This is a genomic window from Roseburia sp. MSJ-14, assembly GCF_018918225.1.
Classification (GTDB): Bacteria; Bacillota; Clostridia; order Lachnospirales; family Lachnospiraceae; genus Petralouisia.
Genome location: NZ_JAHLQD010000008.1, coordinates 195,463 through 212,695, shown reverse-complemented (window position 1 = coordinate 212,695; position 17,233 = coordinate 195,463). Strand labels below are relative to the sequence as shown.

Annotated in this window: 16 protein-coding genes; 2 read left to right on the top strand and 14 right to left on the bottom strand. The window is 38.5% G+C overall.

What is annotated here, in order from left to right; all coding sequences use genetic code 11:
* Window positions 1-77: 77 nt before the first annotated feature.
* The 6 genes from KQI83_RS03405 to KQI83_RS03380 form a co-directional block, all read right to left on the bottom strand.
* Complete coding sequence (locus KQI83_RS03405) at window positions 78-701, bottom strand: sigma factor (protein WP_216554764.1); 624 nt, start codon at window positions 699-701, stop codon at window positions 78-80.
* 92 nt (window positions 702-793) lie between these two features.
* Window positions 794-1,702, bottom strand: a complete 909-nt coding sequence (locus KQI83_RS03400; RefSeq protein ID WP_216554763.1) for a metallophosphoesterase — start codon at window positions 1,700-1,702, stop codon at window positions 794-796.
* Window positions 1,699-2,595, bottom strand: coding sequence for a DUF4474 domain-containing protein (locus KQI83_RS03395; protein ID WP_216554762.1), 897 nt, complete (start codon window positions 2,593-2,595; stop codon window positions 1,699-1,701). The genes KQI83_RS03400 and KQI83_RS03395 overlap by 4 nt, the downstream gene beginning before the upstream one ends.
* Before the next feature lie 63 nt (window positions 2,596-2,658).
* Entirely contained in the window at window positions 2,659-5,151 is a 2,493-nt protein-coding gene (locus KQI83_RS03390) for a cation-translocating P-type ATPase (protein ID WP_216554760.1), read from the bottom strand.
* A 228-nt stretch (window positions 5,152-5,379) separates the two neighbouring features.
* Complete coding sequence (locus KQI83_RS03385; protein ID WP_216554758.1) at window positions 5,380-7,761, bottom strand: homocysteine S-methyltransferase family protein; 2,382 nt, start codon at window positions 7,759-7,761, stop codon at window positions 5,380-5,382.
* A 9-nt stretch (window positions 7,762-7,770) separates the two neighbouring features.
* Window positions 7,771-8,415, bottom strand: a complete 645-nt coding sequence (locus tag KQI83_RS03380; protein WP_216554757.1) for a vitamin B12 dependent-methionine synthase activation domain-containing protein — start codon at window positions 8,413-8,415, stop codon at window positions 7,771-7,773.
* 117 nt (window positions 8,416-8,532) lie between these two features.
* Between KQI83_RS03380 and KQI83_RS03375 the strand changes: the two genes are divergently transcribed.
* Window positions 8,533-8,775 carry a hypothetical protein gene (locus tag KQI83_RS03375; RefSeq protein WP_216554756.1) on the top strand — a complete coding sequence of 81 codons (243 nt, stop codon included), beginning with the start codon at window positions 8,533-8,535 and terminating at the stop codon, window positions 8,773-8,775.
* A gap of 149 nt (window positions 8,776-8,924) precedes the next feature.
* Here KQI83_RS03375 and yajC read toward each other — a convergent pair whose 3' ends face one another.
* Window positions 8,925-9,236 carry a preprotein translocase subunit YajC gene (gene yajC / locus KQI83_RS03370; protein WP_216554755.1) on the bottom strand — a complete coding sequence of 104 codons (312 nt, stop codon included), beginning with the start codon at window positions 9,234-9,236 and terminating at the stop codon, window positions 8,925-8,927.
* A gap of 98 nt (window positions 9,237-9,334) precedes the next feature.
* Window positions 9,335-10,471 (bottom strand): tRNA guanosine(34) transglycosylase Tgt, encoded by a 1,137-nt coding sequence (tgt, locus tag KQI83_RS03365; RefSeq protein WP_216554754.1) that lies wholly within the window; start codon window positions 10,469-10,471, stop codon window positions 9,335-9,337.
* Window positions 10,472-10,622: 151 nt separating this feature from the next.
* On the opposite strand from tgt, the gene aroC reads away from it, so the two are divergent.
* On the top strand, window positions 10,623-11,744 hold the full coding sequence (aroC, locus tag KQI83_RS03360; protein ID WP_216554753.1) for a chorismate synthase: 1,122 nt from the start codon (window positions 10,623-10,625) through the stop codon (window positions 11,742-11,744).
* A gap of 124 nt (window positions 11,745-11,868) precedes the next feature.
* Here aroC and KQI83_RS03355 read toward each other — a convergent pair whose 3' ends face one another.
* Genes KQI83_RS03355 through KQI83_RS03330 form a run of 6 tightly spaced genes read right to left on the bottom strand, consistent with a single transcriptional unit; the run spans window position 11,869 to window position 17,233 of the window.
* Complete coding sequence (locus KQI83_RS03355) at window positions 11,869-12,924, bottom strand: lactonase family protein (protein ID WP_216554751.1); 1,056 nt, start codon at window positions 12,922-12,924, stop codon at window positions 11,869-11,871.
* 1 nt (window position 12,925) lies between these two features.
* On the bottom strand, window positions 12,926-14,161 hold the full coding sequence (locus KQI83_RS03350) for a peptidase U32 family protein (protein ID WP_216554749.1): 1,236 nt from the start codon (window positions 14,159-14,161) through the stop codon (window positions 12,926-12,928).
* A complete protein-coding gene (locus KQI83_RS03345; RefSeq protein WP_216554747.1) occupies window positions 14,158-14,814 on the bottom strand; it encodes an O-methyltransferase in 657 nt (218 codons plus the stop codon). The genes KQI83_RS03350 and KQI83_RS03345 overlap by 4 nt, the downstream gene beginning before the upstream one ends.
* Complete coding sequence (locus tag KQI83_RS03340; RefSeq protein WP_216554745.1) at window positions 14,811-15,194, bottom strand: endolytic transglycosylase MltG; 384 nt, start codon at window positions 15,192-15,194, stop codon at window positions 14,811-14,813. Before KQI83_RS03340 ends, KQI83_RS03345 begins: the two co-directional genes overlap by 4 nt.
* A 30-nt stretch (window positions 15,195-15,224) precedes the next feature.
* On the bottom strand, window positions 15,225-15,551 hold the full coding sequence (locus KQI83_RS03335) for a YlbF family regulator (RefSeq protein ID WP_216554743.1): 327 nt from the start codon (window positions 15,549-15,551) through the stop codon (window positions 15,225-15,227).
* 8 nt (window positions 15,552-15,559) lie between these two features.
* The gene (locus KQI83_RS03330; protein ID WP_216554742.1) at window positions 15,560-17,233 is read right to left on the bottom strand and encodes a ribonuclease J; all 1,674 of its coding nucleotides are present in this window, start codon (window positions 17,231-17,233) and stop codon (window positions 15,560-15,562) included.

Here is a 17,233-nt window from a genome sequence, read left to right as displayed (position 1 = left end):
TAGGAAATTGCGTCCTATTATAGGAAATACTGCGTTGCATTAAAATGTGATTTTTTTCTATGATATAAATGTTTTATTCAAAATACTACTTGCTTACATTCTCCAAAGCGAAACAGATTATCGAAATTCTTCTTCCAATTAATTCCCTTTCTTTTTCTAATAGCTTCCTGTACTCTTTTTGCCACTTGTTTTTCTTCCTCTTCTGTCAGAGGTTCTTTCTCATACTCGCAAATATCTGTATCAATTTTATTTAATAATTCATACATATTGTGATATGAGTACTTTTCATATTCGCGGCTTCCCTTATATAATGTCTCTCCCACATAAAAACGGTAAAACAGCTCTTGGTACTCCTCTTCTAAACTATTAATCAGTACCTCCCGTTCTTCCACTATCTCTTTTTCAATGAGCCACGCTATGGTAGCTTCTTTTTGATGTTCTCGCAAAAACTCCAAACAACAGTAACGTGCAACCGCACCTATCCAGTTTTCCAAGTCATTACTCTTCTCATAGGCATCTATATGATTCCAAATAGTTACTAATGTTTCTGCAAGGCACTCCTCCTGCAAATGTGGAAGTGTAAAAAGATGTTTTTTTATAATAGAATTAAGATAAAGACTATATTCATTTATCAAAAATCCCATGGCTTTTTCATTATGAGCCTGTAACTGCATTGCCAAGTTTTCATTGGTTATCTTCATATAACACCCCTGCTTTCCTAACGTTCAAATACCTTCGCCCTTGTTCTGATATTATTATCGCAGGAAAACCTTAGTTTTTCTTCTAAAATTTCTTAAGTTTTTCTTATTTCTCTCTGATATGCTTTAACAGGTGTTGGTCCTTCCAGCACCTGTCTTCCGATATATAGCAAATTGTCCTCTCGCACCTCCATGCTCCACTTTACCAAAGATAATGCTCCACTCTCTAGTTCTATTGCCGTAATACACCTTGGATGAACACAACTGCCATCATTAAAATAATAACCTTCTCCCGGTGCTGGAAATACCGGACGATGTGTATGCCCTGCAATGAGAATCGTTTGATGTTCCTTTGCCCAATGTTCTAATTTTTTCTCCGTTTTTTCCTTCCGTCGATAGTTTTTTGCCGTACTGGTGGGATCATTACACCCTGCCAGTTCCAGTCTTCTCCATACATAGCGCACCAAAAAACGTGTCACTTTCCACAATGTATCATTCCAAAAATCTCCCTGATGCCCATGGACTAAAAAGATTTCCTGTCCATCACAACAGTTCTGCAATCGAATTGCCTCCTGTACCTTCATTTCAGGAAACAAATCACGCTTTGTCCCTTCGCTTTCACAATAATAGGCATTACAAACTTTTCCGAAAAACTGCTCCTGACACTTTTTTCTGTCATGATTTCCATATATCATATAAAAACGGTGATTCCGATAAAGTTCAGACATCAACCAATATTGGTTACTATGCACCTGAATAATTTCTTCCAACTTGCGATTTTCCCACAGTTCATCGCCGTCTCCTAATTCGATATAGGTAAACTTACGCTGATAGTAATACTGTAATGCAGCAAAAAATAAATTTTGATTGGGTTGAAAATTATCGCCCCAGTTTCCAACACCGCGATGACAATCACTCATAAAAACAAAGCGACTATCATTTTTCATTGGAATACATGGGGCTTTCTTATAGGCTTTTTCTAACTTCTTCCATGTTCTGTTCATTTTCTTTTCGACCCGATTCTTCCTTTTTTGAGAATCATTCGAACTATCATTGGATATGCCTGCATAAGATAATCTAATTTGTCTATGGTACGTTCAAATCCTTTGGTTACCCTGCAATACAATTTGCAGTACCAATAGTTCTGCCACTGTGCCAATTTTCTTCGACACCTTCTCTTGGATGGCTGTCTGGTCTTTGGTACTGCAAGACGAAATTCTACCCGATTACACCAAATATGCAAATTATCCGGTAAATATCCGGCTCGATAACATCCTTTCACAAAAGCCTCTAGCATTTCCGGCTCTGTAAAGCTGATAGATACCTCTAGCATTAACTCTCCCGGATAGGAAAATTCCCCTAATACAAAACCTGTCAACCACCAATGAAATTTTCCCCGCTGAAACAACTTCTTTCCGTTTTTCCACAAAGTCATATTCACAAGCAACTGTTCTTCATCCGAAACTGCCTGATAAAATATCCGCTCCGGCTCTTTCTCGGAAAGGTCTGCCTTATAGATTCCAACTTCTGCTCCGGTTGTAATTCCATACTGCCCTTTCCATAGCTCAATTAAATACCTGTGGTTATCATATTCAAAATAAATCGGCTCACAATCAATGACCATATTCATAGTCGGAGCCATTTCATCATATATTTTTCCATAGCCCATTTTTCTCTGCCAACTATCCTCTAACGAATAAAAAATATTTTTCGGTAGCGAATAGGCAAATCCAAATCTTTTCAGTACCTCATTGATGTCTCTTAACTTTTCCTGGTCACTTCTGGACTGTACTTTGCATTTCGCCTTTTTGTGCCGCTGATGACGCAAACAGCAGATAACAATTATCAATACCAATATCAGTGCTATGCACCCATAGACTATACATTTTATATTCATATTCCTCCATCCTTTCTGTTCTGTCACTATTAATATATTCAGAAAGGACGGCAGGGTTCGTTTCTATTCTTCTTTATGTATTTTTTCTTTTATCCAGCGAATGAACTGATTTTCCAAAAAGCTCAACAAACTAAATCCATAAATCATCAATAATCCACAGCCTGTAATTCCCGCTGTCTGGAATAACTGGGTAAAAGCAGGAACTAAAAGTACCAGATTCAGCAATCCAAACCCCAGTAAAAAAGCTCCATTCATATAATTATTGTCCCACATGGCTCTGGTTCCCAACACTGTCTGCTTTTTCTTACAGGTATATCCATGAAGCAATCTGGAAAGGCAAAGTACTCCAAAGGCATATACACTTGCACCACCAATAACAAATGCCGTCATTGTATTTACTGCAATTACAATTCCTTCTATCAGTAGATTACTCATAAATTCTTTTGTCAAAATTCCTTCTTTTGCAGGTCTTGGACTTTCTTTCATTACCTCTACAGAATGTGGCTCCATACCAAGTGCTACTGCCGGCAAAGAATCCGTCAGTAAATTGATAAACAACAGATGAACCGGTGCAAAAGGTAGAGACATTCCTGCCAGACAGGCAGTTAAAACGCTAAGAATTCCCGCCATGTTTCCCGATAATAAAAATCCTATGGATTTTTTGATATTTCCATAAATATTTCTTCCGCTTTCTACTGCTTTTACAATGGTTGCAAAGTTATCATCCGCAAGAATCATATCCGAGGCCTCCTTTGCTGCCTCTGTGCCGGATTTTCCCATGGCAACTCCCACATCTGCCTGTTTCAATGCCGGTGCATCATTCACTCCGTCCCCTGTCATTGCAGTAATCATTCCAAGTTTTTGCCATGCTCTTACAATTCGTATCTTATGCTCCGGGGAAACTCTTGCATATACTCTGGTATCTTTTACCTTCTCTTGCAACTCATCATCGCTGATTTGCTCTAATTCTGTTCCGGTCATTACACCCTGTAGTTCACCCTCACGCAAAATTCCGATTTCTCTTGCTATGGCTGATGCTGTCTGTGGATGGTCTCCGGTAATCATAACTGTTTTAATTCCTGCCTGTGTACAAAGTGCTACTGCCTCTTTTGCTTCTTCTCTTGGCGGATCTGCCATTGCCATGACTCCTAAGAAACATAAATCTTCTTCCTGCATACTTCCATCTTTGGCATTTCTGGCTGCAAATGCAAGTACACGAAGACCTTTCTGGGAAAATTCCTGATTGGCTTTTTGAATCTTTTCCATATCCTGATTCGTAATTTTCCTTACTTCACCCTTTTCTAACACCTTCGTTAAACGCCCTAACAACACATCTACTGCGCCCTTTGTAATGGTAAAATCCTCTGCACCTTTTTGACTACACAATACAGTCATAAGTTTTCGCTCTGAATCAAACGGAATGGATGCTTTTCTTAGGAACTGCTTTCTTACCTTTTCTACACTTCCTGCCTCTTTTTTCTCTGCAAAATTTAAAAGTGCTGTTTCCGTTGGATCTCCGATTTGCTTTTCTCCCTCTATCACTGCATCATTACAGAGAATTCCGCTATAGGTCAATACCCTTTTCTCTTGCGCATCAAATGTAAATCTTCCGGTTACTGTCATTTTATTCTGTGTCAGCGTTCCTGTCTTATCTGTACAAATTACCGATACACTTCCAAGACTTTCCACCGATGCCAATTTCCGTACAATTGCATTTTCTTTTGCCATTTTTCTGGTACAAAAAGCTAAAACAATGGTAACAATGGAACTTAATGCTTCCGGAATTGCTGCCACCGCAAGTGCTACTGCAAACAAAAATGCATCCGGCACTTTTTCTCCCTGCCATACACTGACTGCAAACACCAATGCACAAATTGCTATAATCACCACAGAAAGCTTTTTTCCAAAATCATCCAGACTTATCTGCAACGGTGTTTTCTTCTCCTCTGCTGTCTGAATCAGATTGGCTATCTTTCCTACCTCTGTATCCATTCCGGTTCGTACTACTTCATATTCTCCTCGTCCCGTATTTACAATACAGCCGGAATATACCATGGACTTTGTTATATCTTTCACACTCTTTTCTACTCCGATACTTTCTCCGGTAAGAGCACTTTCATTGACGGTAACTGCCTCTGCTTCCATAAGAATTCCATCTGCACAAAGGGCATCTCCTGCTTCGAAACATACCACATCTCCCGGTACTAACTCTCGCCCTTGTACCACTCTTATCTCACCATCTCGTACCACCTTTACTCTTGGGCTTGCCAGCTTCTTAAGCCCCTCTAAGGACTGTTCTGCCTTCTTTTGTTGCGCTGTTCCCAATATGGCATTCATGGTAATTACCAAAAGAATCACCAATGCACTTTCCATATCACCTAACATTATGGAAATGATTGCTGCTGCAATCAAAAGTCCTACTAAAAAATCCTTAAACTGCAAAAGAAAAATTATAAATGTACTTTGCTTTTTCTTTTCTGCCAACTCATTGAAACCATATTGCTTCTGCCTCTCCTGTACCTGTAATGTGGAAAGTCCCTTTCCTTGTTGTCTCATAATGTCCTCCTTTTTCTAACTACTGATACTGACATATGCACAAAAAAGCAGCGAAACCTTTTTGCAACATATAGTCTGTTACAAAAAAGTCTCGCTACTTAGGTAACTTACCGGATTCTAAAATCGTATTGACGATAAAGCACAAGCCGTAGGCTCCAGCTACTCCCTTTTTCTTTTCTCATTATATCTGATAACTTCATAAATTACAAGTTAAGATAGTGCAAATATTTATACACCAAATAGTTCATTGGCATAACGTACAGAACCCATAGCATCTTTGGAATAGAAATCCGCACCTATCATATCTGCATATGTCTGGGTTAATACCGCACCACCTACCATAACCTTACAGTCAGGTAATTCTTCCTTTAACATCTTTATGGTGGTCTCCATATTTACTACCGTAGTAGTCATCAATGCACTTAATCCTACTAATTTTACATTATGCTCTTTTGCTGTCTCCACTACTGTTTCCGGTGGAACATCTTTTCCAAGGTCTATTACATCAAATCCGTAATTTTCCAACAATACTTTTACAATATTCTTTCCAATATCATGGATATCGCCTTTTACTGTGGCAATTACGATGGTTCCCTTGGATTCGGAAGCATCACCCTTGGCCTGTAAAAATTCCTTAATAGCATCAAATCCTGCTTTTGCTGCATCCGCACTCATTAAAAGCTGTGGCAGGAATACGGTCTTTTTCTCAAATCCCTGTCCAACCTTATCCAACGCCGGAATCAAATCTTCGTCGATGACAGCTAATGGCTCTCTTGTTTCTAATTCCTTCTTTGCTGCCTGATAAGCACTGTCAATCAATCCTCTTACTACTGCATCATAAAGCGTAACCTCTTTTTTATCTGATGTCTTTTTCGGTGCGTCTGCCTGTTGAGAATAGATATTAATATAATCGGCACACTGCACATCACTTGCATTTAATGCACAATATGCATGATATGCTGCCATCATTTTTTCGCTGTTTGGATTAATAATTCCCGCACTTAATCCTCTTGATAATGCAATGGTATAAAATGCTGTATTTACCAGTTCACGCTGTGGAAGTCCAAAGGAAACATTGGATACACCTAAGGTTGTATGTACCCCTAAGGTATTTCTCACATAGTCCAATGCGTCTAATGTAATTTTCGCATTTTCCTGTCCGGTACTAATGGTCATACATAAAGTATCCATTAATAAGTCTTTTTTATGGATTCCATAGCGTTCTGCTTCTGCAATGATACGCTTTGCAATTTCAATTCTGCCTTCTGCGGTTTCCGGAATTCCATTTTCATCCAATGTCAGACAAACTACCATTCCGCCATACTTGGCAACCAATGGAAATACTGCATCCATAGACTCTTTCTTTCCGTTTACAGAGTTAATCAATGGCTTTCCGTTATATAGACGCATTCCCTGTTCCATTGCCACCATATCCGAAGTATCAATCTGCAAAGGCAGGTCTGTGATGCCCTGTAGTCCTGTAAGAACTGATTTCATCATTTCTACTTCATCAATTTCCGGCAATCCCACGTTTACGTCTAAGATATGTGCTCCCATATCCTGCTGTGCTAATGCTTCTTTGTAAATATATTCTAAGTCATTTTCACGAAGTGCCTGTTTCAATCTGGACTTTCCAGTCGGATTAATACGCTCTCCGATAATCTTCGGTCTTTCATTCAACACTACTGCATGGGTATAAGAAGATACCACAGAACGTCCTTTATCAAAAAGCTCCAATGGCTTTTTTCCCTTACAACTTTCTACCAATGCCTTGATATGTGCCGGTGTTGTTCCGCAACATCCACCCATGACAGAAATTCCTTCCTCTGCAATTTCTGTCATAATGCTTGCAAATTCTTCCGGTCCTACATGGAAACAGGTTTTTCCATCTACTACTACCGGAAGTCCTGCATTTGGATTTACCACAATCGGTACGGAACATACTTCCCGCAACTTTGGAAGAAATTCTTTCATAACATCCGGTCCAAATCCACAATTCAAACCGATTGCATCTACTCTGAGACCTTCTAGCATTGCAACTGCCGCTTCCATGTCTGCTCCTGTCAAAAGCTTTCCGCTTTCGTCAAATACCATCGTCACAACTATCGGCAAATTAGTGTTTTCTTTTGCTGCCAATACTGCTGCCTTAATCTCATAGGTATCATTCATGGTTTCAATTAAAACCAAATCTGCACCTGCCTGCTCTCCTGCAATACATACCGGTTTAAACGCCTCATATGCCTCTTCAAATGGCAATTCACCCAATGGCTCTAATAATTTACCCAAAGAACCAATATCTAATGCTGTATAGGCTTTCTTTCCTGTCTCTGCGATTGCTCTTTTTACCAGTGCAATTCCTTTTTTTGTCAACTCTTCACAGGTATATCCTGTCCCTTCCATTTTGAATGGATTAATACCAAAGGTATTTGCCTTTACAATGTCACATCCGGCTTCTAGATACAACTTATGTACATCCAATATAATATCTTCGTGAGTTACATTCCACAACTCAGGAATTTCTCCCGTCTGCAATCCTCTTTCCTGAAGCATGGTTCCCATTGCTCCGTCAAAAAATAAAATTTCTTTTCCTAAACGTTCTTTAAATTCCATATGTTTCCTCTATTCTTCTCTAAATTCACAATCTGTCTTTTCACATCTACTACAATTTTTCTGATGACAGGATTGATATTTTTCTCTGGTAAGTCCGATAACTGCTGTTACAGATTTGGTAGGCATCATAAGATTTCCCTTAGTCAGTGTAATTCCAATGCGCTTACTACACTCTAATAACTGGAACACTTCTTTTTGACACTCCAACGGAAAATCCCCATATCCCGGACTAAATCTTGGACGCAAATAAAAACCTCGTTCTTCTGCATTTTTCCGAATCTCCTCTTCTACTTCATCTACATAATTTTCTATTGCAGATGCTCCTGCTGCCTGAACAATCGTTGCCTTTGCCAAATTGATAACGGAATATTTTTTTATCAGCAAATCAGCACTTCTTCCAATGGTTGCTGCTAATATAATCGCTCTTTCACACCCATGTAAGTTTTTAGAAAGGTGATTACTCTCTACTGAAAACGGACCTATTTTCACCTGATTTCCAACAACCTCACATGGAAATTCACGGTATACACTTTTGGGGAGACTTTCGCGCTCTAATTCTTCTGTCACTTCCTGAATTAACTTTTCTATTTGAGCATCCGGTGTGTTTCCCCGATACCCTAAGTATCTCAATGTTTCCTTTTTATCTACCTTCATTTTCCTATCCTGTCTTTATTACACATTTCACATAATTATAACGATTTAGCGCATAAAAGTCAAACGTTCCCTCCATACTACTTTTATACATTATTAGCAAAAAAGAGGTATTGAAACATGAGTGATAAAAACAATTTTTCTTCTAAACATCCTGTACCCGATTTATCTCAAAATTATAACTATACCAAGGCATCTTCTGTTACAGATTGTACCGGAGTTGTTCCTACTCCACCACAAACCAGCGCAGAATTAGATTCTTATCTTGATACTTATGACTTCCTTCCCCACAGCGTACTAACGCAACCAAATGATGTGGAGATTGATATGTTGGTGTCTAAAAAACAAAAAGAATCGAAATAAATCAGAACTTTTTAGTATATTACTTTAAAAGAGTCCGAGCGTTATTTCCTATGATATAAGAAATTCCCCTTAAGTAGATTTTGGTTATTTACCTTGTCTCCTTAAGGGGAATCATATTAATTTTGTAGGTCTTGTATTACTTACACTTCTTATTCAGCTGCGTCTTCTGGCTTTTCTACCATAGAAACTGCTGCCTTCTGCATTGGAATACGGCAGTTCTTGTTATTACCAAATTCCACGATAATTGTGTCATCGTTAATATCAATTACCATTCCGTAAAATCCGCTGGTTGTAAGAACAGTATCTCCAACTGCTAAATCTGCAAGCATAGCATTTTTCTTTTTTGTTTCCTTCTGCTGTGGACGAATCATCATAAAATATAATGCCACAAACATAATTACAATCCATAAAACGGACATTCCAATACCTACACCACTGCTCTGTGTTGCTAAAATAGACATTTTTCTTCCTCCTGCATCTATAAATACACTTCTTTTATTGTACACAAAATATAATATAAGGGCAAGTCATTTTCTAATATTTTATACTTATTTTAGATTTAACTGTTTTCACCCTGCTGCATCTGATAAAGTTTTTCTTCCTTATAAGCATGGAATCTTCCTTCATCTAGGGCATCTCGAATTTCTTCCATCATATTATTATAAAAATAAAGATTATGAAGTACGCACAAACGCATTCCAAGCATCTCTTTTGCCTTCAGCAAATGGCGAACATAAGCTCTGCTGTAGTGCTGACAGGTCGGACACTGGCATCCTTCTTCAATCGGTCTGGTATCTAATTCGTATTTCTGATTGAACAGGTTTAATTTCCCATGGTTTGTATAGACATGACCGTGACGGCCATTTCTACTTGGATATACACAATCGAAAAAGTCTACTCCGCGTTCTACCCCTTCCAAAATATTGGCAGGGGTTCCCACTCCCATCAGGTAAGTCGGCTTATTTACCGGAAGATGCGGCACTGTTACATCCAGAATATGATACATTTCCTCGTGAGACTCTCCAACAGCTAATCCACCAATTGCATAACCGTCTAAGTCTAATTCAGAAATACGCTTTGCATGATCTATACGAATATCCTCAAAAATAGCTCCCTGATTGATTCCAAACAGTAACTGATTCTTATTAATGGTATCCTCTAAGCTATTCAATCTTGCCATTTCCTTCTTACAACGTTCCAACCAACGTGTGGTTCTCGCCACTGAATTCTCTACATAAGAACGTTCTGCCACACTGGACGGACATTCATCAAATGCCATTGCAATGGTAGATGCCAGATTAGACTGAATCTGCATACTTTCCTCCGGTCCCATAAATATCTTACGTCCATCTACATGGGAGTTAAAATATACTCCCTCTTCTTTGATTTTGCGAAGCTTTGCTAAAGAAAATACCTGAAATCCGCCGGAATCTGTCAAAATCGGCTTGTCCCATGACATAAATTTATGCAAACCACCCATTGCCTTAATTTTCTCATCTCCCGGTCTTACATGAAGGTGATAGGTATTGGATAATTCTACCTGTGTTTTTATCTGATGCAGATCCTGCGTAGATACTGCACCTTTTATGGCTGCTACTGTTCCAACATTCATGAATACCGGTGTCTGAATCACACCATGTACTGTATGAAATTCTCCACGCTTTGCTCTGCCTTCCTGTTTTAATAACTTATACATATGATTTCCTTTCCATAATAAACAATAATATGAACAGTAACGATTATATCAAAATTCTTCCACTTTCTCAACAAAATACTTTTCTTTTTTTCAAAGGTTTATTATAATAAAATAAGTATGCTTTAGACATTATACAAAATAGGAGGTTGCTATGGCTGGTTCAACTTTTGGAACACAATTCAAAATTACCACATGGGGGGAATCCCACGGAAAAGGTGTCGGCGTTGTTATTGATGGCTGCCCTGCGGGACTTTCTCTTTGTGAAGAAGATATACAAGCATTTTTAAATCGCAGAAAACCGGGTCAATCCCGCTACTCTACCCCACGCAAGGAAGATGATGCCGTTCAGATTCTTTCCGGTGTATTTGAGGGAAAAACAACCGGAACCCCCATTAGTCTAGTTGTTTTCAACGAGAATCAACGTTCAAAGGATTATGGCGATATTGCTACTTATTATCGTCCAGGTCATGCAGACTACACCTTTGATATGAAATACGGATTTCGCGACTACCGTGGTGGCGGTCGTTCTTCCGGTCGTGAAACCATTGGTCGCGTAGCTGCCGGAGCTGTTGCCGCTAAACTATTAGCACAACTTGGCATCTCATTTCTTACCTACTCTCGTTCTATCGGTCCGGTAAGTATTTCAAAAACGGCAGATGAATTATTACAAGAGGATATGAGCACATTAAAACAGCAAATTCTTTCTAACCCGCTGTACATGCCGGAAGATAATGCTTCCACAAAAGCACAAGACTTTTTAGATGACTGTATTGCACAGCAAACTTCTGCCGGTGGTATTGTAGAATGTATTATCACCGGAGTTCCTGCCGGACTTGGTGACCCTGTCTTTGATAAATTAGATGCAGACCTTGCAAAAGCTATTTTTTCTATTGGAGCTGTAAAGGGATTTGAAATCGGTGACGGCTTCGGTGTTGCTTTTGCTACCGGTCTTGAAAACAATGATGCTTTTCGTATGAAGGCTGGAAAAGTTACTACCGCTACCAATCATGCCGGCGGTATTTTAGGTGGAATCAGTAACGGAGCACCTGTTATCTTCCGTGCTGCTTTTAAACCAACTCCTTCTATTGCATCTACACAGCAAACGGTAAATAAATCCGGCGAAGAAATTGATATTTCCATTCACGGAAGACACGACCCGATTATTGTTCCCAGAGCTGTAGTAGTAGTAGAATCTATGGCAGCTTTGACTATTTTAGATGCACTGCTTTGCAATATAGGAAGTAAGGTAGAAAACTTAGAGAAATTATATTAAACCCTTATCTACATAAAAGTTTTTCATTGCTACTTGCGTAAATAAGAGCCACACAACAACTGTGTTTTTACTCCGGTTGTCATGTGGCTCTTTTCTTATTTTCTATATCATAGGACGCTTTGTTTTATCCTAACTTATGAATATAAATACAGTTTGGCTGGTCAATGGAAATTGGCTTTCCTTCCATCAAAAAGTATTTCTTCTCATAATTCATTGCGAAAATTGTAATTTGATTGGTATCGTGGTTCAAACTTACAAAGTGCTTGTCATCCGGGAATACCGCAATACTCTTTGGATAGTTTCCACTAATCTTGGAATCACATATTTCTTCTAACATACCCGTCTTTTTATCTATCTGATAAATTACTACGGTATTCACTCCTGCATTGGAACAAAACAGATAATTTCCGTCTTCTGTTATTTCTATATCAGATGCACCGCAATTTGCCTTTTCTTGGGCATCTACAGTTGGAATAGATTGAACCTCTTCAAACTGTGGACCATCCTGTGTACATGCATATCGGTACACATCTATGGCATTGCTTTCCTCACACAATACATAAGCATAATTGCCATCCTTAGAAAAACGAATCATTCTAGGTGCTGACTCTAGATGTTCTCTAAGAATATCTGCCATTTTAAGTTTTCCATTTTTGCGGTCAATTTTATAAATCTTTACCTGATCTAATCCACCATCTACTGCACAAAGATAGTTTTCATGTGGTGTAAGTTTTACGCAGTTTACATGTGGACGGTAATTGCGCTCTGCAATACTTCTTCCCATTCCGGTATGGAAAATACCATCTGCAATTTCACCAATACTTCCATCCTTTTCAATATTCATCATAGTAACACGGCCATCATGGTATCCACCTACAAACAAGTATCTGTTCTCTTTGTCTACTTCTACATAACAGCCACGCATACCACCAATCCATTTTTCATTGATTGGCTCTAAATCACCATCCGGAAGAATCTTAAATGCTGCCACACCTTCATCTGCAATGGAATATAAAAACTTTCCATCTGCCGATACCGTCAAATGTGACGGATTATTGATTGGAACCACCTTTTTTTCTTCCATTTTCCCCTGCTCCACATCTACATCATAGATATGAATTCCAACACTGTTTCCATGGGTATATGTACCCACATAAGCTACATACTTCTCCTGACTCATATTACATTTCCTCCTTCTCCTGTCTGCGTAATATATCAAACTTTTCTAATGGATACCCTAAATCAATATATAGTACTTGCTTTGGATGAGGTGCAGATTCCATATGATTGCCCTCTTCATCCTGTATTTCTTTTACTGTAACAGTGATGTTATCGCCGTCTGGCTTCATTACTTCGATTTCTTCCCCAACAGAAAATTTATTTCTCTGTTCAATTCTGTAAAATCCCTGTGCATTCTGTTCTCCTACAATTCCAAGATAAGTATACTCTTTCACATAGGTATTGCTATCGTAAATCTGTGCCTCTTCACTTGGCTTTCCGAAGAAAAATCCAGTTGTAAACTGACGATAGGTACAGTTGGAAATCTGATCTAAATACCACGGCATATTCTCACGATACTTTTCTTCTGATTCTAAATAATCATCGATAGCTTTGCGATAAGTTCTGGCCACTGTTGCAACATACAATGCTGTTTTCATTCTGCCTTCAATTTTAAAACTATCTACACCTGCATCTATCATTTCCGGAATATGCTCAATCATACATAAATCCTTGGAATTGAAAATATAAGTTCCTCGCTCATTTTCATATACCGGTAAATACTCTCCCGGACGTTTTTCTTCTACTACTGCATACTTCCAGCGACAAGGATGTGTACATGCTCCCTGATTTGCATCACGTCCGGTGAAGAAATTGCTAAGTAAACATCTACCAGAATAGGAAATACACATTGCTCCATGAATAAATGTTTCGATTTCCATTTCTTCCGGAATATTTTGGCGAATCTCCTTAATTTCTGCTAAAGATAACTCTCTTGCTGAAACTACTCGTTTTGCTCCCTGCTTGTACCAGAACTGATAGGTTCCGTAATTGGTGTTATTTGCCTGAGTAGAGATATGAATCTCAATCTCCGGACAGACTTCCTTGGCTATGGTAAATACTCCGGGATCTGAAATAATCAGTGCATCCGGCTTTATCTCTTTCAATTCTTCAAAATATTCTCTCACACCTTCTAAATCATAATTATGTGCAAGAATATTAGCCGTTACATACACTTTTACATTATGTGCATGCGCAAATGCAATTCCTTCTTTCATATCTTCCTTGGAAAAATTCTTTGCCTTGGCACGAAGTCCGAATACTTCACCACCGATATACACGGCATCTGCTCCAAAAATAACTGCAACTTTTAATACTTCAAGACTGCTTGCCGGAACAAGCAATTCTGGCTTTCTCATACTTTATTTCCTTCCTTTTTCACACTGATTGTTACCCCATCGCCCACAGGCAATACCGATGTCATCAGTTCTTCCATATGGGTAATCTCATAAAGATAATCCCGCATTCTTTTATGAATGGTGCGGTCTCTTCTGGTAACTGCAAATCGAGACTCTATAATATCTCCATCCTGCAATACATTATCTGATACCAGTACCCCGCCTGTTTTTAACAAACGCATGACTTCCGGTAAAAAATTTATGTATTGCCCCTTTGCCGCATCCATAAAAATAAAATCATAGGGTTCCTGCAATGTTTTTAAAACTTCTGCTGCATCTCCCTCTAATAATTCTATCACATTCTGCTTGCCTGCGGACAAAAAGTTTTGTCTTGCAATTGGAATTCTTTTCTCATAATTTTCAATGGTAGTAATTTTACATGCTACCGGATTATACTCTTCCATTAACAATGCAGAAAATCCCACTGCCGTTCCCACCTCTAAGATACGTTTTGGGCGGTTCATGGCAAGCAGGAGTTTCAATAAATTCTGTGTTTCTTTTCGTATAACAGGCACATAGTTTTTGCGTGCCTCTTTTTCTATTTCTTCTAAAAATTCCGTATTCCCATTATCCAGAGAATTGATATAGGTAATCAGACGTTCTTCTACTATCATTCGTCAATTTCCTCGTTTTCTTCCTTCGCCATAACCTGCATTAACTCTTTTGCAGTCATGGACGTATTTAAGGTATATAACCCTGGTTTAATATCTTTCTTGTAAGAAGATAGTTTTAATTGTATGGTAAAGAGCAAATGATTCTCTACCAATCCTTTTTCTTCTAATTCAATTCCCAAATCCCAGTCAGACATATTTTGATCCACTTCTACCATAACATCTCTTCCCGGAGATTCGTCCATTGCCGGTTCTGTAAAAACACGATACCCCAAATTATAAGCAACGGCTGCTAATTGTATTACTACAAATACAACTAAAACCATCATCAATATATTTAAAATAAATCCCATGAGATGTAACGCTGTTGTTTTGCTTTTCATCCTATCCCTCACTCTCCCAATTGACTTTTCTTAATCGAAATCTATTTCCTGCATCAGGCGGTAATTAATATGTTGCACCATACGACATAACGCCAGCTCTGCTGCCAAATATTCACTTACATCGGGCTGTGCCTGCAGAGGCGCAGCTTCTTCCTGTAAACGATCAATCTCGTTAAACAGGTCAATCTGCTCTCTGCTATTTTGCAACAAATATGCTCTCTTTCGAAATTCATTTACCTGTCGCTCTTTTTCCGGATCCTGATGAATCTTTCCACGCATTTCCTGATATTTTTGATACTCTGGACTTTCTTTTAATGCTTCTACCAAAAGTCCAATACATTCATCTACCCGACTCATACACATCCCTACACTTCCATAATAATTGGCATAATCATTGGTCTTCTCTTTGTCTTTTTCCAGACAAATTCACCTAAATCATCTTTAATCGAAGTTTTAATTTTACCCCAATCTGTAATATTTTTTTCCATACAATGTTCCATGGTATCATCTAATACCTGCTTTGCTTCATCCATAAGACTTTCAGAACCTCTTACATACACAAAACCACGGCTTACAATATCCGGTCCGGCTAATACCTGTCCGCTGCCGGCTTCTAATGTCATTACTACGATAATAATACCATCTTCTGCTAAATGCTGACGATCTCTTAATACAATGTTTCCTACATCACCTACACCAAGACCATCTACTAAAATATCACCTACTGGAACCTGACCGGTTACAGCTGCTCCGTCTTCATCTAGTTCTAACACATCGCCAGAAGATAAAATAAATATGTTATCCTTATTGATTCCTAATTCTTCTGCAACTTTCGCCTGCGCTGTCAAATGCTTATATTCCCCATGCACCGGAATCGCATATTTGGGTTTTACTAAAGAATAAATTAACTTTATCTCTTCCTGACAAGCATGTCCGGATACATGTGCATCCTGAAAAATAACTTCTGCACCTTTCATAAATAACTCATTGATTACATTTGAAACTGCTTTTTCATTTCCCGGGATTGGGTTGGAACTGAAAATAATAGTATCTCCCGGTTTAATTGTTACCTTCTTATGCAGATTGGATGCCATACGGGATAATGCTGCCATAGACTCTCCCTGACTTCCTGTTGTAATAAGCACTGTCTGTTCATCCGGATAATTTTTCAACTGTTCAATATCAATCAACGTATTTTCTGGTATCTGCAAATATCCAAGTTCAATTGCTGTATTGATAATATTTACCATACTACGACCTTCTACAACTACTTTTCTGCCATACTTGTAAGCAGAGTTAATAATCTGCTGTACACGGTCTACATTAGATGCAAAAGTTGCGATAATAATTCTAGTGTTTGGATGATCTGCAAAAATATTATCAAAGGTTTTACCTACGGTACGTTCTGAACTTGTAAATCCCGGACGTTCCGCATTGGTACTGTCACACATCAAGGCAAGTACGCCTTTTTTCCCAATTTCTCCAAAACGCTGTAAATCAATTGGATCACCATATACCGGTGTATAATCCACCTTAAAGTCTCCTGTATGCACCACAATTCCCGCCGGGGAGTAAATAGCAAGTGCTGCCGCATCCTGAATACTATGATTTGTTTTAATAAATTCCACACGGAAGCATCCCAAATTAATATGCTGTCCGTATTTTACTACCTTACGTTTTACCTTTGTCAGCATGTTATGCTCACGCAATTTATTTTCAATAATACCAATGGTAAGCTTGGTAGCATAAATCGGAACATTGATGTCCTTTAATACATACGGAATCGCACCGATATGATCTTCATGACCATGGGTAATAAAAAATCCCTTTACTTTATCAATATTGTTTTTCAAATAAGTAACATCCGGAATTACCAAGTCAATCCCTAACATGTCATCTTCCGGGAATGATAATCCACAGTCTACTACAATAATACTGTCTTCATATTCAAAGGCAGTAATGTTCATTCCAATCTGCTCTAATCCGCCTAATGGAATAATTTTTAATTTTGAATGATTTGTTGTTTGTTGTTTCTTCAA

Excerpts from the sequence above, each read along its gene's own strand:
- KQI83_RS03345 (WP_216554747.1), bottom strand. The coding sequence starts at position 14,814 with ATGATAGTAGAAGAACGTCTGATTACCTATATCAATTCTCTGGATAAT.
- KQI83_RS03385 (WP_216554758.1), bottom strand. The coding sequence starts at position 7,761 with ATGGAATTTAAAGAACGTTTAGGAAAAGAAATTTTATTTTTTGACGGA.
- KQI83_RS03335 (WP_216554743.1), bottom strand. The coding sequence starts at position 15,551 with ATGAGTCGGGTAGATGAATGTATTGGACTTTTGGTAGAAGCATTAAAA.
- KQI83_RS03405 (WP_216554764.1), bottom strand. The coding sequence starts at position 701 with ATGAAGATAACCAATGAAAACTTGGCAATGCAGTTACAGGCTCATAAT.
- KQI83_RS03375 (WP_216554756.1), top strand. The coding sequence starts at position 8,533 with ATGAGTGATAAAAACAATTTTTCTTCTAAACATCCTGTACCCGATTTA.
- KQI83_RS03350 (WP_216554749.1), bottom strand. The coding sequence starts at position 14,161 with ATGAGAAAGCCAGAATTGCTTGTTCCGGCAAGCAGTCTTGAAGTATTA.
- KQI83_RS03380 (WP_216554757.1), bottom strand. The coding sequence starts at position 8,415 with ATGAAGGTAGATAAAAAGGAAACATTGAGATACTTAGGGTATCGGGGA.
- KQI83_RS03395 (WP_216554762.1), bottom strand. The coding sequence starts at position 2,595 with ATGAATATAAAATGTATAGTCTATGGGTGCATAGCACTGATATTGGTA.
- yajC (WP_216554755.1), bottom strand. The coding sequence starts at position 9,236 with ATGTCTATTTTAGCAACACAGAGCAGTGGTGTAGGTATTGGAATGTCC.
- KQI83_RS03355 (WP_216554751.1), bottom strand. The coding sequence starts at position 12,924 with ATGAGTCAGGAGAAGTATGTAGCTTATGTGGGTACATATACCCATGGA.
- KQI83_RS03390 (WP_216554760.1), bottom strand. The coding sequence starts at position 5,151 with ATGAGACAACAAGGAAAGGGACTTTCCACATTACAGGTACAGGAGAGG.
- aroC (WP_216554753.1), top strand. The coding sequence starts at position 10,623 with ATGGCTGGTTCAACTTTTGGAACACAATTCAAAATTACCACATGGGGG.
- KQI83_RS03340 (WP_216554745.1), bottom strand. The coding sequence starts at position 15,194 with ATGAAAAGCAAAACAACAGCGTTACATCTCATGGGATTTATTTTAAAT.
- tgt (WP_216554754.1), bottom strand. The coding sequence starts at position 10,471 with ATGTATAAGTTATTAAAACAGGAAGGCAGAGCAAAGCGTGGAGAATTT.
- KQI83_RS03400 (WP_216554763.1), bottom strand. The coding sequence starts at position 1,702 with ATGAACAGAACATGGAAGAAGTTAGAAAAAGCCTATAAGAAAGCCCCA.